This is a genomic window from Actinoplanes sp. CA-142083, assembly GCF_050942195.1.
GTDB lineage: Bacteria > Actinomycetota > Actinomycetes > Mycobacteriales > Micromonosporaceae > Actinoplanes.
The window spans coordinates 9,211,444-9,227,748 of sequence record NZ_CP192076.1 but is presented as its reverse complement, the minus strand read 5'-3'; the positions used below and the strand labels follow the sequence as shown (position 1 = coordinate 9,227,748).

The window sequence follows — 16,305 nt, the reverse complement described above, 5'->3', positions numbered from 1 at the left end:
TCCCAGGCAGACTTCCTGGGCACTTCGATCGAAGACCGGCAGCCTGAACACCGCGTAGCAGACCGCCGGGTCCTCGACGAAGGAGTTCCGCAACAACATGACAGAGCAGAACGCTCTCGGCACCGAGAGCCGGACCGCCATCATCGACAACGGTGCGTTCGGCACCCGCGAGGTGACCTTCTCGACCGGCCGCCTCGCCAAGCAGGCCGCCGGCTCGGTGATCGTCCGGCTCGGTGACACCGTCGTCCTCTCCGCGACGACCGCCAGCAAGGCGCCCAAGGAGCACTTCGACTTCTTCCCCCTGACGGTGGACGTCGAGGAGCGCATGTACGCCGCGGGCCGCATCCCCGGCTCGTTCTTCCGCCGCGAGGGCCGCCCGAGCGAGGACGCGATCCTCACCTGCCGGCTGATCGACCGGCCGCTGCGCCCGTCGTTCACCAAGGGCCTGCGCAACGAGGTCCAGGTCGTCGAGACGATCCTGGCGCTCGACCCGGCCCACCCGTACGACGTGGTCGCCATGAACGGCGCCTCGATGTCGACCAAGCTCTCCGGCCTGCCCTTCAGCGGCCCGGTCGGCTCGACGCGCGTCGCGCACGTCGAGGGCCAGTGGGTCGCCTTCCCGACCCTGGAGGAGCTCGAGCGGGCCACCTTCGACATGGTGGTCGCCGGTCGCGTCCTGGCCGACGGTGACGTCGCGATCATGATGGTCGAGGCCGAGGCCACCCCGCACGCGATCAAGCTGATCTCGGCCGGCGCCGTCGCGCCGACCGAGGAGGTCGTGGCCAGCGGCCTGGAGGCCGCCAAGCCGGCGATCCGCGAGCTGTGCCGCGCGCAGAGCGAGCTGGCCGAGATCGCCGCCAAGCCGGTCGCCGAGTTCCCGGTCTTCCTCGACTACCAGGACGACGTCTTCACCGCCGTCTCGGAGGCCGTCCGTGACGAGACCGCCGAGGCCCTGAAGATCGCCGCCAAGCAGGAGCGCGAGGAAGCCCTCGACCTGATCAAGGCGAAGGCGCACGACCTGCTCGACGAGCGGTTCGAGACCCGCGAGAAGGAGATCAGCGCCGCGTTCCGGTCGCTGACCAAGTCCGAGGTGCGCGCCCGCGTGCTGCGCGAGCAGATCCGCATCGACGGCCGCGGCCCGCGCGACATCCGGCCGCTGACCGCTCAGGTCGGCGTCCTGCCGCGGGTGCACGGCTCGGCCCTGTTCGAGCGTGGCGAGACCCAGATCCTGGGCGTCAGCACGCTGAACATGCTGCGGCTGGAGCAGACGCTGGACACTCTCGCTCCCGAGAAGACCAAGCGCTACATGCACAACTACAACTTCCCGCCGTACTCGACCGGTGAGACCGGCCGGGTGGGCTCGCCGAAGCGCCGCGAGATCGGCCACGGCGCGCTGGCCGAGCGGGCCCTGGTGCCCGTGCTGCCGTCGCGCGAGGAGTTCCCGTACGCGATCCGCCAGGTCTCCGAGGCATTGGGCTCCAACGGCTCGACCTCGATGGGCTCGGTCTGCGCCTCGACGCTGTCGCTGCTGAGCGCCGGCGTGCCGCTGAAGGCGCCGGTCGCCGGCATCGCGATGGGCCTGATCTCGGACGAGGTCGACGGCAAGACCCAGTACGTGGCGCTGACCGACATCCTCGGCGCCGAGGACGCGTTCGGCGACATGGACTTCAAGGTCGCCGGCACGAGCGAGTTCGTCACCGCGCTGCAGTTGGACACCAAGCTCGACGGCATCCCGTCGGACGTGCTGGCGTCCGCCCTGCAGCAGGCGCACGAGGCTCGCGCCACGATCCTCGGGGTCATGGAGCAGGCGATCAACGCGCCGGCCGAGATGTCGGAGTACGCCCCGCGCGTCACCTCGGTGAAGATCCCGGTCGACAAGATCGGCATGGTCATCGGCCCGAAGGGCCAGACGATCAACGCGATCCAGGACGAGACCGGCGCCGACATCTCGATCGAGGACGACGGCACGATCTACGTCGGCGCGACCAACGGCCCCTCGGCCGAGGCCGCGGTCGAGCGGATCAACGCGATCGCCAACCCGACCCTGCCGAAGGTCGGCGACAAGTTCCTCGGCACCGTGGTGAAGACGGCCGCGTTCGGCGCGTTCGTCTCGCTGCTGCCCGGCCGCGACGGCCTGCTGCACATCTCCAAGGTGGGCGACGGCAAGCGGGTCGAGAAGGTCGAGGACTTCCTCAACGTCGGCGACAAGGTCGAGGTCTCGATCGCGGACATCGACGCCCGCGGCAAGATCTACCTCGACAAGGTGCGCCCCGAGGGCGAGGAGGCCCCGGCGGCCGCTTCGTCCGAGGGCCGGGAGTCCCGCCCGCCCCGCGAGGACCGTGGTCCGCGCGGCGACCGCGAGGGTGGCGAGCCGCGCCGGCGTCGTCAGCGCAGCGGTGGCAGCGAGCGCGGCGGCGACCGTGGCGACCGCGCGCCCCGCAGCGAGTAACAAACTGTGACAGCGACATCCCGCGGGCCGGCCGAGAGGCCGGCCCGCGCCGTCACCAAGGGTCTGAGCGACGGCATACGTCGTACGACGCTCGCCAGTGGCCTGCGCGTCATCACCGAGGCGATCCCGGGCTCCCGCAGCGCGTCGCTGGGCGTCTGGGTGGGCATCGGCTCGCGCGACGAGACCCCAGCCATGTCCGGCGCGTCGCACTTCCTCGAGCACCTGCTCTTCAAGGGCACGCACAAGCGCACGGCGCTGCAGATCTCGGCCGAGATCGAGGCGGTCGGCGGCGAGACCAACGCCTTCACCACGAAGGAATACACCTGCTACTACGCGCGGGTGCTCGACACCGACCTGCCGCTGGCTGTGGACGTGCTCTGCGACGCGGTGGCCGACTCGATCCTCGAGCCGGCCGACGTGGAGGTCGAGCGCGGCGTCATCCTCGAAGAGATCGCCATGCACGAGGACGAGCCGAGCGACGAGGTGCACGACATCTTCACCGAGACGATCTTCGGTGCGCACCCGCTGGGCCGGCTCATCTCGGGGACCGAGGAATCGATCACCCCGATGACGCGTACCCAGATCAACGGCTTCTACCGGCGCCGTTACACGGCGCCGCACATCGTGGTCGCGGCGGCGGGCAACCTCGAGCACGCCACCGTCGTACGGCTGGTGCGCAAGGCTCTCGCCGGCTCCGCGCTGGACTCGTCGGCGGCCGACCCGGCCGGCCCGCGCGCGGGTAGCAAGCGGGTCCCGCACCAGAAGCCGCACACCGTGGTGCGCAACCGGGACACCGAGCAGGCGCACGTGGTGCTGGGCGGGGTCGGCATCGGCCGCCGCGACGAGCGCCGCTTCGCGCTGGGCGTGCTCAACAACGTGCTCGGTGGCGGCATGTCCAGCCGTCTCTTCCAGGAGATCCGCGAGAAGCGGGGCCTGGCCTACTCGGTCTACTCGTACGCGAGCCAGTACGCCGACGCGGGCCTGTTCGGCGTCTACGCCGGCTGCGCGCCCGGCAAGGTCGAGGAGGTTCTCGACCTGACCCGTACCGAGCTCTCCCGGGTGGCTTCCAAGGGTCTGACGGCCGAGGAGATCAGCCGCGGCAAGGGCATGGTCAAGGGCTCGTACGTGCTGGGGCTCGAGGACTCGGGCTCGCGGATGAGCCGGCTGGCCAAGTCCGAGCTGCTCTACGGCGACCTGATGAGCGTGGACGAGCTGCTCGGGCGGGTCGACGCGGTCACCGCGGACGACATCGACGCGATCGCGGCCGAGCTGCTGTCGCAGCCGATGTCGCTGGCCGTGGTCGGCCCGTTCGACGAGGCCGCGTTCTCTTAAAGACGCCCCCGGTTAACCTTGGACCCCGTGACAACGCTGGAGACACCGCCCGAGACGCCCGTCGTTCCCGATGTGCGCAAGCGCCGCATCGCCGGGATGGCCGTCTGGGCGGTGGTCTTCATCCTGTTCGTGGCGTTCGTCGGAGTTCCCACCAGCGACCCGCTCGTCGCGTTCGGCTGGCTCTGGCTGGCCACCATCGCGTGGCGCAACTACCGGCCGTGGCGCGAACACCTGATCTTCCTGCGCGACTGGCTGCCGGTCGTCCTGCTCCTGGTCTTCTACAACGTGTCCCGGGGCTCGGCCGACAAGCTCTTCGACCCGCACGTCCAGTTCATGATCGACGCGGACGAGAAGATGTTCGGCTGGCTCACCGGCGGCCGCATCCCGACGATCTGGCTCCAGCAGCACCTGTACGACGCCGGCCACGTGCCCTGGTGGGAGGTCGTGACCACGCTGGTCTACATCTCCCACTTCCTGGCCGTGCCCACGGTCGCGGTGGTGCTGTGGGTGCGCAGTCGCGGGCTCTCGTACCGGTTCATGCGCCGCTGGATCTTCCTCAGCATGGCCGGACTGGTCACGTACTTCCTCTACCCGGCCGCACCGCCGTGGTGGGCATCCGAGCACGGGTATCTCGGCGAGCCGGTGCAGCGCTTCTCGTCGCGCGGTTTCGACGTGCTCGGCCTGCACAGCGCCGGCAACACGCTCAACGGACTGCAGGTCGAGCAGTCGAACCCGGTCGCGGCCATGCCCTCGCTGCACACGGCGTACGCGATGATGGCTGTTGCCTTCTTCCTGCCCATGGTCCGCAAGCGCTGGTGGCCGCTGCTGCTGGCGTATCCGCTGGCCATGACGTTCACGCTGGTCTACACCGGCGAGCACTATGTGGCCGACGTGCTGGTCGGCTGGATCTACGTGGGGCTGACCTTCCTGGTGGTCGGGCTGGCCGAGCGATGGTGGGCGCGGCGCCATCCGATAAGTTGACCGGGTGACTGACTCGATTCGCGTTGGTGTGCTCGGAGCCCGCGGCCGGATGGGCCTCGAGGTGTGCAAGGCGGTCGACGCCGCCGATGATCTCGAGCTGGTCGCGATGATCGACCAGGGTGACTCGCTGTTCAGCGCGTCCGACAAGAGCGCCCAGGTGCTGGTCGACTTCACCAACCCCGACGCGGTGATGGACAACCTGCGCTGGGCCGTCGAGCAGGGCATCAGCGTCGTCGTCGGCACGTCCGGCTTCACCGCGCAGCGCCAGGAGCAGGTGCGCGGCTGGCTGGCCGAGCGCCCGTCGGTGGGCGTGCTCATCGCGCCGAACTTCGGGATCGGCGCGATCCTGATGATGCAGTTCGCGGCGAAAGCGGCCCGCTACTTCGAGTCGGCCGAGATCATCGAGCAGCACCACCCCCGCAAGCTGGACGCGCCGAGCGGCACGTCGATGCACACGGCCAAGCTGATCGCCGACGCCCGCGCGGCGGCCGGCAGCCCGCCGATGCCCGACGCCACCAAGGAGGAGCTCGACGGCGCCCGCGGCGCCACGGTCGACGGCGTGCGGGTGCACTCGGTGCGCGCGGCCGGTCTGGTGGCCCACCAGGAGGTGCTGTTCGGCAGCGCCGGCGAGACGCTGACGATCCGGCACGACTCCCTCGACCGGGTGTCGTTCATGCCGGGCGTGCTGCTCGCGGTCCGCAGCGTGCTGAGCCGCCCGGGCCTGACGATCGGCCTCGACTCCCTGCTCGACTGACGCGACCCGAGGGCCCGATCGACTCGGCTGACGGCGCGGCCGACTGGGCCGACGGCTCGATCGACGCTGTTACGGCTCGACCGACAGGCCGCTCGGCAGGCCGGTCAGTGAGGTTCCGTCGAAGCCGACGGTGTGGCCGCCGATCCGCAGGCCGGTCACGATCGGCGCGCCCGGCAGTGGGTTGAGGCGGACGACGCCGTTCGGCACGTCGGGCTCCAAGCCCAGCCAGGACTGCAGCATCAGGATGGCGGCGGCCGACGACCAGGCCTGCGGGTGGCAGGCGGCGGGGTAGGCGACCGGCCGGGAGAGCTCGGCGCGCGAGTCGCCGCCGTAGAGCTCGGGCAGGCGGAAGCCGAAGGTCTCGGCCGCGGCCAGCAGGCCGTCGAAGAGGGTGAGGGCCTCGGCGGCGAAGCCGCCTCTTGCCAGGCCGGCGGCGACGATCGCGGTGTCGTGGGCCCAGACCGAGCCGCAGTGGTACGACAGCGGGGCGAACCCGCGGTCGTCGGCGGACATCGTGCGCAGGCCGTAGGCGCCGGACATCGCCGGGTCGGCCAGGGCGGCGGCGACCCGGGCCTCCTCCTCTCCGGTCAGCAGGCCGGTGCCGAGCAGGTGGCCGATGTTGCTGGTCAGGGAGTCGACCGGGCGCTTGTCGCGGTCGAGGGCGAGCGCGGGGTAGCGGCCCTCGTCGACCCAGAAGGCCGCGCGGAAGCGGTCTGCCAAAGAAAAAGCGTAGGAGCGCCAGCGGTCGCCGCCGGGGCGGCCGAAGGCGTCCAGCAGGGCGGCGCCGTCGAGGGCCGCGCGGTACGCGTACCCCTGCACCTCGGCCAGCGCGATCGGCGGCTCGGCCAGGCGGCCGTCGTGGAAGCGGACCGCGTCGCCCGAGTCCTTCCAGCCCTGGTTGGCCAGGCCGCGGCCGGTGGTGTCGATGTACTCGAGGAAGCCGTCGCCATCGGGGTCGGCATGAGAGGCAAGCCAACCCAACGCTGCCTCCAAAGGCTGAATCAGCGACGACACTTGACCGCCCCAGCGCCAGGTGTCGTGCATCAGGCTGATCCACAGCAGGGTGGCGTCGATCGTGCCGTAGTAGGTGGCCGGCAGGCGGTAGGCGACGTCCGAGCGGCGCAGCTCGTGCATGATCTTGCCGGGGGCCTCGCCGGTCTCGGGGTCGACCTTCTCGCCCTGGCGGCGGGCGAGCACCCGCAGCGTGCCGAGCGCGAGGTCGGTGCCGAGCGGCAGCATCATCCGGGCCGCCCAGAGGCTGTCCCGGCCGAAGAGCGTCAGGTACCACGGCACGCCGGCGCCGAGGAAGGTGTCGCCGTCGTCGATCGGCGTGGTCAGGCGCAGTGCGGCCAGGTCGTCGAGGGACTGCGCGACCAGCCGCTCGACCCGCCGGTCGCGGGCGCGCACGCCGGGCACCGAGAACGACCCCCGCAGGCCGGGCAGCATCACGGCGTCGGGGTCGTCGACGGTGGCCGACCAGCGCAGCACCGTCGACTGGCCGGGGGCGAGCGTGACCTCCCACGTGCGGTACGGGTCGATCCGCACGGTCACCCGGCCCGGCGACGCATCTTCCGAACGGCCCGACCGCACCGCGTCCATCGAGGCGAGGTCGCTCGCCGTCTCGACCGTGACCGTGGTGTGCACCGGCACGGTCGCCGACGAGACGATCTCGACCTCCTCCTCGACCGCGCCGGGCCGCACCGTGCGCGTCCGGACTATGCGGACGGTCGGATCGGCGATCTCGTCGCCCAGCCAGCGGGCGACCGACACGAAGCGGGTCGCGCCCGGGCCCGCCGAGGCCCAGCCGATCGGCGACGGTTCCTGGGCGTCGAGACGCAGCACGGCCGCCGAGAGGATCCGGCGGTCGGCGTGGAAGACGCCCTGCACGCCGGCCGGCCGGATCTGCCCGTCGGGGCCGGACAGCGCGATGGTGGGCGCCGCGATGGTGGGGACCAGGTCGTGCAGCAGCGGCTGAAGGGACCTCACGCGTACTCCTTGACAGGTCGTCCGAAGCGGTGCAATGTCTGAAACATTCCGGCAACTTGAACGATCCAATCGTGCCGCACAAGAATTAGATCGTTCAAGACCTACGAAAAGGAAATCTCGGATGGAAAAGGTCACGATCGCCACGGTCGCCGAGCGCGCGGGGGTCTCGCGCCAGACCGTCTCGAACGTGATCAACGCGCCCGAGGTCGTGCGTCCCGAGACCCGTGATCGGGTGCGCGAGGCGATCGCGTCGCTCGGCTACCGGGTCAATCAGGCCGCACGTCAGATGCGTACCGGCCGTTCCAAGCTCATCGCGGTGCGGATCGAGCCGGCCCGCGACGGCATCAACGGCTCCGTTCTCGACCGGTTCCTGCACGGCCTGACCGACGCGGCGGGCCTGGCGGGCTATCGGGTGATGCTCTACACGGCGGCCGACGACGCCGGGGAGATCGCCACCTACGACGAGCTCCTCACCGCGTACGATCTCGACGGTTTTGTCCTGACCAGCACCCATCATGGCGACCCTCGCACGTCCTGGCTGGCCGAGCGGGACGTGCCGTTCGTGACCTTCGGCCGGCCGTGGGGCGCGCCCGAAACACATTCCTGGGTCGACGTCGACAACGCGGCCGGCACCGCGGCGGCGACCCGGCGGCTGCTCGAGACCGGGCACACGCGGATCGGCTTCCTCGGCTGGCCGGCCGGTTCCGGCGTCGGCGACGCGCGGCGTGCCGGATGGTCTTCGGCGATGGCCGGCCTCCCGACACCTGAAGTGGCCGCGGACGACGGAGTCGACTCCGGAGCAGCCGCCGCCGCACAGCTACCGGACGACATCACCGCCGTCGTCTGCGCCAGCGATTCCCTCGCGCTCGGCGCGATGCGCGCGCTTCCCGGCCGCGCGGTCGTCGGCTTCGACGACACCGCGGTCGCCCAGGCCGTCGGCCTCACCAGCGTCAGCCAGCCCCTCGCCGAGGCCGCCGCCCGCTGCATGGACCTGCTGGCCGAGCTCCTCGACGGCCGCGCCCCGAACCATCCCACCCACCTGTTGCTCCCGCCGTCGCTGGTCGTGCGCCGGACGGCCTGAATCCCCCCAGGAGAAACGGATGCCGAAGAGACTCCTCACCGCGACCGCCGCGGGCCTTCTGATCGCCACCAGCGCCTGCGGCAGCGGTTTCGACGACGACAGCAAGACCCAGCAGAGCAGCGGACCGGCCAGCATTCAGATCATGATCGCGTCGTCCGGCGACGCCGAGACCAAGGCCGTGCAGGACGCGGCGGCCGCCTGGTCCAAGTCCAGCGGCAACACCGCGACCGTCACCCCGGCGCAGGACATCGTGCAGCAGCTCGGCCAGGCCCTCGCCGGCAGCACGCCGCCGGACGTCTTCTACGTCGACGCGGCCCGCTTCGCCGACTACGCGAGCGTCGGCGCGCTCGAGCCGTACGCGCAGGACATGGGCGGCGACTTCCTGCCCGCCCTCAACCAGTCGTTCACCCGGGACGGCAAGCTGTACTGCGCGCCCAAGGACGTCTCGACGCTGGCCCTCGAGATCAACACCGAGATGTGGAAGAAGGCGGGCCTGACCGACGCCGACTACCCGACGTCCTGGGACCAGCTGACCGCCGCCGCGCAGAAGCTCAAGGGCACCGGCGTCACGCCGCTGGCGATCGGCGACACCCGCGACCGGATCGGCGCGTTCCTGGTGCAGGCCGGCGGCTGGTGGGTCAGCAAGGACGGCAAGCAGCCCACCGCCGACACCCCGCAGAACGAGCAGGCCCTGACGTACGTGCAGTCGCTGCTCAAGAACGGCCTGGCCAAGTACCCGAAGGCGCTCGACGCGGGCTGGGCCGGCGAGGCGTTCGGCAAGGGCAAGGCCGCCATGACCATCGAGGGCAACTGGATCCGGGGCGCGATGAGCGGCGACTTCCCGAACATCAAGTACACGGTGAAGGAGCTGCCGGCCGGGCCCGCGGGCAAGGGGACGCTCTCGTTCACCCAGTGCTGGGGCATCGCCGCCAAGAGCACGCACAAGCAGCAGGCGATCGACTTCGTCAAGGCGATGACCACCGCCGAGCAGCAGAACGCGTTCACCAAGGCGTTCGGCGTGATGCCCTCCCGGCAGGACGCGCAGGCGAGCTACCAGCAGCAGAACCCGGACGACGCCGCGTTCGTGGCCGGCACGCAGTACGCGCAGGGGCCGGTGAACGCCCCCAAGATGGACAGCGTCCTGGCCGACCTGGACTCGCAGCTGCAGGGCCTGCAGAACGGCAACCCGAAGGCGATCCTGCAGCGCTTCGACAAGAACGCCAAGACGGCCCTCGGCGGATGAGCATTCGCGGCAACGAGCGCGGGGCGGGGTGGCTCTTCGTCACCCCCGCCGTGCTCGTCCTCGGCCTCTTCATGGCGCTGCCGATCCTGATGGCGCTCTGGGTGAGCCTCACCGACTGGAACGGGCAGGGCAGCCCGTTCACGTCGAGCGTGCCGTTCGCCGGGCTCGACAACTACACGAAGCTCTTCGCCGAGGACGGCCTGGCCCGCCAGGACTTCATGACGAGCGTGCGCAACAACGGCTACTACGTGCTCTTCGTGGTGCCGATCCAGACCGTGCTCGCCCTCGGCCTGGCCCTCGTGGTCAACAACAAACTTCTCAAGAGCAAGGGCTTCTTCCGTACGGCGTTCTACTTCCCCTCGGTGACCAGCTCGGTCGCGATCAGCGTGGTCTTCCTGTTCATGTTCGCCAACACCGGCGCGATCAACGCGGTGCTCGGGGCCTTCGGGATCGACGGGCCGCAGTGGTTCAGCGACCCGCGCGGCGTGTTCCATCTGGTGCTCGACCGGCTCGGGCTGGTGCACGAGGGCGCGCCGTCGGCCGCCCTGGCCGACCACGGCGTCCTCGGCCTGAGTTGGTGGGACTGGACGTCCGGGCCGAGCGTGGCGATGTGCGCGATCATCTCGCTGGTGGTCTGGACGACCTCGGGCACGTTCATGCTGATGTTCCTGGCCGCCCTGCAGAACCTGCCGGTCGAGCTGGACGAGGCCGGGATGATCGACGGCGCCACGCGGTGGCAGCGGTTCCGGCACATCACGCTGCCGCAGCTGCGGCCCACCCTGTTCCTGGTGCTCACGCTGGGGCTGATCGCCACCTGGCAGGTCTTCGACCAGATCTACGTGATGAGCCAGGGCAACCCGGCCAAGACCACCCTGACGCCGGCGTTCCTGTCCTACCGCACGGCGTTCCGCGACTTCGACTACGGGTCGGGCGCGGCCATCTCGTTCGTGCTGTTCGTCCTGATCGTGGTGCTCACGCTGTTCCAGCGGTGGGCCATGCGGGAGCGCCGATGAAACTACTGACGAGCCGCTTTCTCGGCTACGCGATCCTGATCTTCTTCTCGCTGGTCTTCCTGTACCCGTTCGTGATCCAGATCGCGAACTCGTTCAAGACCGAGGCGGACGCGTCGGCCAACCCGCTCTCGCCGATCCCGCATCCGTTCACTACCGACGCGTTCGACCGGATCTTCGGCGGCACCGCGTTCCCCACCTGGCTGGGCAACTCGGTGCTGGTCACCGTCGTGGTCACGCTCGGGCGGGTGCTGTTCGCCTCGATGGCCGGCTACGCCCTCGCGCGGCTGCGCTTCCCCGGCCGGCCGGCGCTGTTCGCGCTGCTGATCGGCATGATGGCGGTGCCGCCGGTGGTGCTGCTGATCCCCAAGTTCCTGGTGCTCAACCAGCTGGGCATGTACAACAGCTATCCGGCGCTGATCGTGCCGCTGCTGGTCGACGCCACCGGGATCTTCATCATGAAGCAGTTCTTCGAGTCGGTGCCGGCCAGCGTCGAGGAGGCGGCCCGCATCGACGGCGCCGGGGTGTTCCGCACGTTCTGGTCGGTGGTGCTGCCGACCGCGAAACCGGCCCTGATCACGCTGACCATCCTGTCGTTCCAGGGCTCGTGGAACGAGTTCCCGCACACGCTCGTCTCGGTGCAGGACCCGGGGCTGTTCACGCTGCCCCGCGGGCTGGCCGACCTGGTCAGCGGGTCGCTCGGCGCCGGCACGCAGTACCCGCTCAAGCTGGGCGCGGCGCTGCTCGCGACGATCCCGGTCGCCATCATCTTCGTAACGTTCCAGCGCTACTTCGTGCGTGACGCCAACCAGGGCGCCGAACGAGGGTGAGAACTCGTTGTACCTTGGCTCGCGATGAAAGAGCTCTCTGCCCGCGGCCGGTGGATCAGGGTCGTGGCCACCCTGGTCTGCGGGGTGCTGCTGCTCGGCGGCACTCTGTACGGCGCCGATGACGACTTCCCGTTCGGGCCGTTCCGGATGTACGCGACCGGCCCCGACCCGAACGGGGACGCCAAGGACACCCGGGTCGAGGCGACCGACGCCGACGGCCGCACGGTACAGCTCACCGAGGGCAACAGCGGGATCCGGCGGGCCGAGATCGAGGGGCAGGAGGGCGCGTACGTGTCGGCGCCGTCCCGTCTCGCCGAGATCGCGGACGCCTACGCCTCGCACACGCCGGGGGGAGCGCCGCTGCGCTCGGTGCGGATCGTCGTGCGGTGGCACGGCATCGAGCACGCCCGGCCGACCGGCACCTGGCGCGACCAGGTCATCGCCGAGTGGACGCGCCCGTGAGGTGGCTCTTCTCGCCGGTCCCGCTGGGCCGGATCGCCGCGTTCCGCACGCTCGTCTACCTGTTCGTCGCCGCCGACCTGGTGATCTTCACGCCGTGGGTGCGGGCGCACGCGAACACGCCCGGCTCGCTGTACGAGCCGCTGCTGGTCGGCCGGATCCTGCATCTGCCGACGCCGACGCCGCTGATCGTGCACTCGATCTTCTGGGCGCTGATCGTGCTGGCCCTCGCCGCGGCGACCGGGCGGGCGCCGCGCATCCTGGGCTGGGCGGTCTTCGCGCTCTACTTCGAGTGGATGATCATCGCGATGAGCTACGGCAAGGTCGACCACGACCGGGTCGGGTTCCTCGTGGCGCTCGCGGTGCTGCCCACGGTCGGCCGGGCGCGGCACGGCGACAAGACGCTGTCGGCGGCGGGTGGATGGGCGCTGCGGGTCACCCAGATCGCGGTCGTGTGCACCTATTTCCTGGCGGCGTGGGCCAAGCTGCGCTTCGGCGGCCTCGACTGGCCGACCAGCGCGGTGCTGGCCCAGGCGATCATCCGGCGTGGGACCTGGCTGGCCGATCACATCGCGGTGGTGCCCGGCCTGCTGATCGCGGCCCAGTTCGGGATCATCGCGTTCGAGCTGCTCAGCCCGCTCATCTTCGCGGTGCCGCAGCGGTGGCGGTGGGCGGCGGTGGCGTTCTTCTACTCGTTCCACGTGATGACGTTCGCGACGATCACCATCTCGTTCGCGCCGCACCTGGTGGCGATGACCAGCTTCCTGGCCCTGGAGAAGTTGCGCCCGGTCGTCTGGGTTCGCCGCCGGCTTGCCCCGCCGGCACAGCCCGGCGGTCCCGTGAGGGACGGTGAGTTGCAACCAGCTCGGGCCGAGAAAAAGTGACTTTTCGGTATTCGTACGTATCAGTGGTTGTCGCCGAAGAGCAAGTCACGCTGAGCTTGAGGTAGCGAACAAGCCGCGGTGCCGCCCGGGAGAAGGTGCCGGTGGTCGGCTATCCAGCGGTAGGCCGGCCAGGCGGCGAGGCGGACCGGGGCGATGCCGAGGGCGCCGCCCGCGACCTGCCAGAAGCGGCCCGCGTCCTTGAGCAGCAGCGCGATGGCGTCGGGGCCGGAAGCCTGGGTGTCGCCGTCGACCCACTGGACGGCCTCCTCGCACTGCTCGACCGTCAGCCGCAAGTCGGACAAATCGGCAAACTGCCAGGGAATCACCTTGGCCCGCGTCGGGATGCGGCGCTCGATGAACTCGGCGCAAGTGGTGCAGAAGGAGCAGTCGCCGTCATAGACGAAAGTGGCGGTCACGACGGCAATTCTGCGCTCACGTCGGCATGCAGCCGCAGCTGGGGGACCAGCATGTCGTCGACGTCGAGCGCGCGGCCGGCGCCGTCGGGCGACCAGCCGGCCGAGGTCAGGAACTTCTGGGTGGCCTTGTCCTGCTCGTAGGCCCAGGCCACGGCGTGCGTGAAGCCGTCCTCGCGCCAGAGGTCGACGGTCGCGGAGAGCAGGCGGCTGCCGTGGCCGCGACGGCCCCACCGCGGCTCGACCAGCAGATCGGTGATCGCGGCGAAGCTGTCCGGCAGCGGCGGCTCCTCGGGGGCGAGGGCCTCCTCGTCGGCGGGGCCGGCGGCGGCGAACCCGACCACCTCGGTGGCCGACTCACCCTGCTCGACGGCGATCAGCACGCGGTGGCGCGGCGACGGGAGGTCCTGGATCGTCTGGCGCCAGGCGCCGGCCAGGGTCGCCTCGTCGAGGCCGGCCAGGACGTGCGGGGGGAACATCCGCCGGTACGCCGTGCGCCAGGTGGAGAGCTGGATGCGGGCGATCTCCGCGGCGTCCTCGGGACGGGCGGGACGGACGAAACCGAGTGCCATGCCGCGAGCCTACAGAGGGGTCGCGTAGCGCAATTCGGGCAGTTCCACGTCGGTGCCGCGCGGGGACCAGGTCTGGGTGGCGCCGTCCGGCCGCAGGCCCATGCGCTCGTAGAACCGGCGGGCGCTGTGGTTCTCGGCGAGCACCCAGAGGCGCATCACGGTGAAGCCGGCGGCGGTCAGTTCCGTCCGGGCGGTGGTGAGCAGTTCGCGGCCGGCGCCGTGGCCCCACCGGGCGGGGTCGACGTAGATGGACCAGAGCTCGCCGTGCTGCTTCTCGTCGCGGTCGGGGCCGAAGGTGGTGTGGCCGAGGATGTGGCCGTCTTCCTCCGCCAGCAACGCCGTCACGCCGGGCTCCGCCATTTGCGCGCGGCGACGCTCCACGAAGCGGGCGGGGTCGAGCGCGTCGAGGAAGCTCTGGGGGACGATGCCGACATATCCGGTTTTCCATGCGCGGAGATGGACGGCGGCGACCTCGTCGATGTCGGCCTCGGTGATCGGGCGGATCAGCATGCCGCGATTTTGTCGTACCCCTGCTCTAGCGTGCTCAGCGATGGGACTCGAATCGCTCTCGCTCGCCCAGGCCCGGCGCGTCGCGCTGGCGGCCCAGGGCTTCACCGACCCGCGGCCGGGTGGCGTCACCGACATGCGCCACCTGCGCCGGGTGCTGCGCCGGCTGCATCTGATCCAGATGGATTCGGTCAACGTGCTGCAGCGCGCCCACTTCATGCCGCTCTACAGCCGTCTCGGCCCCTATCCGGCGGACCTGCTCGAGCGCGCCGCCTATCGCAAACCCCGGGAGCTCTTCGAGTTCTGGGGGCACGAGGCCTCGCTGATCACCACCGATCTCCAGCCGCTGTTCCGATGGCGCATGGCCCGCGCCGCCGACTTCGCCTGGGGCAGCATGGTGCGCATCGTCAAGGAGCAGCCCGAGCTGGTCGCCTGGGTGCTCGACGAGGTGCGCGGCCGGGGACCGATCACCGCTGCCGAGATCGAGCACGACGCGCCCCGCCGCAAGGATCACTGGGGGTGGAACTGGTCGGTGGTCAAACAGGCGCTCGAGTGGCTGTTCTTCACCGGCCAGGTGACGGCGGCCTCGCGGACGACGTCGTTTGCCCGGCGCTACGACCTGCCCGAGCGCGTTCTGCCGGCGTCGGTGCTCGATGCGCCGACGCCCGCCTATCCCGACGCGATCCGGGCGCTGGTCGAGATGTCCGCGCGGGCGCTGGGGGTGGCGGCCGAGCCCGAGATCCGCGACTACTTCCGATTGCCGGTCGAGGGCTTCAAGCAGGCGATTGCGGAGCTCGTCGAGGACAAGGTGCTGATCCCGGTCGCGGTCAAAGGCTGGAAACAGGCCTACCTCCACCACGAGGCCAAGATCCCGCGGTGGGTGCGGGCCGCCACGCTCGTCAGCCCGTTCGACCCGCTGATCTGGGAGCGGGGGCGGACAGAGCGATTGTTCGACCTGTCCTACCGCATCGAGATCTATGTGCCCGCGCCGCAGCGCCTCTACGGCTACTACGTGTTGCCGTTTCTTCTGGGCGACCAATTCGCGGCGCGGGTCGATCTCAAGGCCGATCGGAGGGCGGGCGAGCTGCAGATTCCCGCCGCCTGGCTGGAGCCGACGGCCGATCAGGAGGAGACTGCCGTCGCGCTGGCGGCCGAGCTGCACCGGCTGGCCGGGTGGCTGGGGCTGCACACCGTCACCGCCCCGGTCAAGGGTGACTTCGCCGGCCCGCTGAGCGCTGCCCTCGCGGGTGTACCGTCGCAGCCATGACCCTGGCAGATGAGCCCGTGCAGGGTCCGGCCCTGCCGCCCGGTTGGGGGTATGCCGAGGCGCGTCCTGACGCCGTCACTCGCTTCGTCCAGCGCGTCTGGACGAAGTCGCCGGTCTGGGCCGCCCCGTTCGCGGCGCTGGTCTGCATGTCCGGCGCGGTGGGCTACACACTCGCCACCCATCCGGCCGCCGCGGGCGCCGGCGACGCGCCGACCTGCCTGCTGAAGTACACGACCGGGTTCGTCTGTCCGGGCTGCGGCGGCACCCGCGCGGCGTGGTACCTGTTGCACGGCGACGTCCCCGCCGCCGCCCGGCACCACGCGATCTTCACCTTCGCGGTGCCGTTCCTGCTGTACATGTACGTCGCTTGGGCCGGAAAACGGCTGTTCAACTGGAACCTCCCGCAGCTCAGGATCGGTCCGGGCGCGATGATCGCATTCGTGGCGGTCTGGGGCGTCTGGAGCGTGCTGCGTAACCTGCCCTGGGCCCCGTTCACCGCTTTCTACGTCTGAGCGGCGCGTCCGATAGGTTGTTGGG

Annotated in this window: 16 protein-coding genes; 12 read left to right on the top strand and 4 right to left on the bottom strand. The window is 70.4% G+C overall.

Annotated elements, in window-relative coordinates:
• Positions 1-97 precede the first annotated feature (97 nt).
• The 4 genes from ACQPZX_RS42415 (at position 98) to dapB (ending at position 5,516) form a co-directional block, all read left to right on the top strand.
• Positions 98-2,449: a polyribonucleotide nucleotidyltransferase gene (locus tag ACQPZX_RS42415; protein ID WP_433368884.1), complete on the top strand. Its 2,352-nt coding sequence runs from the start codon at positions 98-100 to the stop codon at positions 2,447-2,449.
• A gap of 6 nt (positions 2,450-2,455) precedes the next feature.
• The gene (locus tag ACQPZX_RS42410) at positions 2,456-3,781 is read left to right on the top strand and encodes a M16 family metallopeptidase (RefSeq protein ID WP_433368881.1); all 1,326 of its coding nucleotides are present in this window, start codon (positions 2,456-2,458) and stop codon (positions 3,779-3,781) included.
• Positions 3,782-3,877: 96 nt separating this feature from the next.
• A complete protein-coding gene (locus ACQPZX_RS42405) occupies positions 3,878-4,762 on the top strand; it encodes a phosphatase PAP2 family protein (protein ID WP_433385779.1) in 885 nt (294 codons plus the stop codon).
• Positions 4,763-4,811: 49 nt separating this feature from the next.
• The gene (gene dapB, locus ACQPZX_RS42400) at positions 4,812-5,516 is read left to right on the top strand and encodes a 4-hydroxy-tetrahydrodipicolinate reductase (protein WP_433385776.1); all 705 of its coding nucleotides are present in this window, start codon (positions 4,812-4,814) and stop codon (positions 5,514-5,516) included.
• 69 nt (positions 5,517-5,585) lie between these two features.
• On the opposite strand, the gene ACQPZX_RS42395 is transcribed toward dapB, so the two are convergent.
• Positions 5,586-7,502 carry a glycogen debranching N-terminal domain-containing protein gene (locus tag ACQPZX_RS42395; protein WP_433368879.1) on the bottom strand — a complete coding sequence of 639 codons (1,917 nt, stop codon included), beginning with the start codon at positions 7,500-7,502 and terminating at the stop codon, positions 5,586-5,588.
• Between the two features lie 121 nt (positions 7,503-7,623).
• Here ACQPZX_RS42395 and ACQPZX_RS42390 point away from each other — a divergent pair, with 121 nt between their 5' ends.
• From ACQPZX_RS42390 to ACQPZX_RS42365, 6 genes are read left to right on the top strand one after another with little or no spacing between them, the layout of a single operon-like run.
• Positions 7,624-8,583 (top strand): LacI family DNA-binding transcriptional regulator, encoded by a 960-nt coding sequence (locus ACQPZX_RS42390; RefSeq protein ID WP_433368876.1) that lies wholly within the window; start codon positions 7,624-7,626, stop codon positions 8,581-8,583.
• 19 nt (positions 8,584-8,602) lie between these two features.
• Positions 8,603-9,826 (top strand): sugar ABC transporter substrate-binding protein, encoded by a 1,224-nt coding sequence (locus tag ACQPZX_RS42385; RefSeq protein WP_433368873.1) that lies wholly within the window; start codon positions 8,603-8,605, stop codon positions 9,824-9,826.
• The gene (locus ACQPZX_RS42380; protein ID WP_433368871.1) at positions 9,823-10,839 is read left to right on the top strand and encodes a carbohydrate ABC transporter permease; all 1,017 of its coding nucleotides are present in this window, start codon (positions 9,823-9,825) and stop codon (positions 10,837-10,839) included. Before ACQPZX_RS42385 ends, ACQPZX_RS42380 begins: the two co-directional genes overlap by 4 nt.
• On the top strand, positions 10,836-11,666 hold the full coding sequence (locus ACQPZX_RS42375) for a carbohydrate ABC transporter permease (protein ID WP_433368868.1): 831 nt from the start codon (positions 10,836-10,838) through the stop codon (positions 11,664-11,666). Before ACQPZX_RS42380 ends, ACQPZX_RS42375 begins: the two co-directional genes overlap by 4 nt.
• 24 nt (positions 11,667-11,690) lie before the next feature.
• Entirely contained in the window at positions 11,691-12,128 is a 438-nt protein-coding gene (locus ACQPZX_RS42370) for a hypothetical protein (protein ID WP_433368865.1), read from the top strand.
• The gene (locus ACQPZX_RS42365) at positions 12,125-13,009 is read left to right on the top strand and encodes an MFS transporter permease (protein WP_433368862.1); all 885 of its coding nucleotides are present in this window, start codon (positions 12,125-12,127) and stop codon (positions 13,007-13,009) included. The genes ACQPZX_RS42370 and ACQPZX_RS42365 overlap by 4 nt, the downstream gene beginning before the upstream one ends.
• A 20-nt stretch (positions 13,010-13,029) precedes the next feature.
• On the opposite strand, the gene ACQPZX_RS42360 is transcribed toward ACQPZX_RS42365, so the two are convergent.
• The 3 genes from ACQPZX_RS42360 to ACQPZX_RS42350 are packed head-to-tail and all read right to left on the bottom strand — an operon-like array spanning position 13,030 to position 14,504.
• On the bottom strand, positions 13,030-13,434 hold the full coding sequence (locus ACQPZX_RS42360) for a thiol-disulfide oxidoreductase DCC family protein (protein ID WP_433385773.1): 405 nt from the start codon (positions 13,432-13,434) through the stop codon (positions 13,030-13,032).
• Entirely contained in the window at positions 13,422-13,994 is a 573-nt protein-coding gene (locus ACQPZX_RS42355; RefSeq protein ID WP_433368860.1) for an N-acetyltransferase family protein, read from the bottom strand. The genes ACQPZX_RS42360 and ACQPZX_RS42355 overlap by 13 nt, the downstream gene beginning before the upstream one ends.
• 9 nt (positions 13,995-14,003) lie before the next feature.
• Positions 14,004-14,504, bottom strand: a complete 501-nt coding sequence (locus ACQPZX_RS42350) for an N-acetyltransferase family protein (RefSeq protein ID WP_433368857.1) — start codon at positions 14,502-14,504, stop codon at positions 14,004-14,006.
• Between the two features lie 40 nt (positions 14,505-14,544).
• Here ACQPZX_RS42350 and ACQPZX_RS42345 point away from each other — a divergent pair, with 40 nt between their 5' ends.
• Together ACQPZX_RS42345 and ACQPZX_RS42340 are read left to right on the top strand one after the other, a co-directional pair.
• Positions 14,545-15,768, top strand: coding sequence for a winged helix-turn-helix domain-containing protein (locus tag ACQPZX_RS42345; protein WP_433368854.1), 1,224 nt, complete (start codon positions 14,545-14,547; stop codon positions 15,766-15,768).
• The gene (locus tag ACQPZX_RS42340) at positions 15,765-16,280 is read left to right on the top strand and encodes a DUF2752 domain-containing protein (protein WP_433368851.1); all 516 of its coding nucleotides are present in this window, start codon (positions 15,765-15,767) and stop codon (positions 16,278-16,280) included. The genes ACQPZX_RS42345 and ACQPZX_RS42340 overlap by 4 nt, the downstream gene beginning before the upstream one ends.
• Positions 16,281-16,305 lie beyond the last annotated feature (25 nt).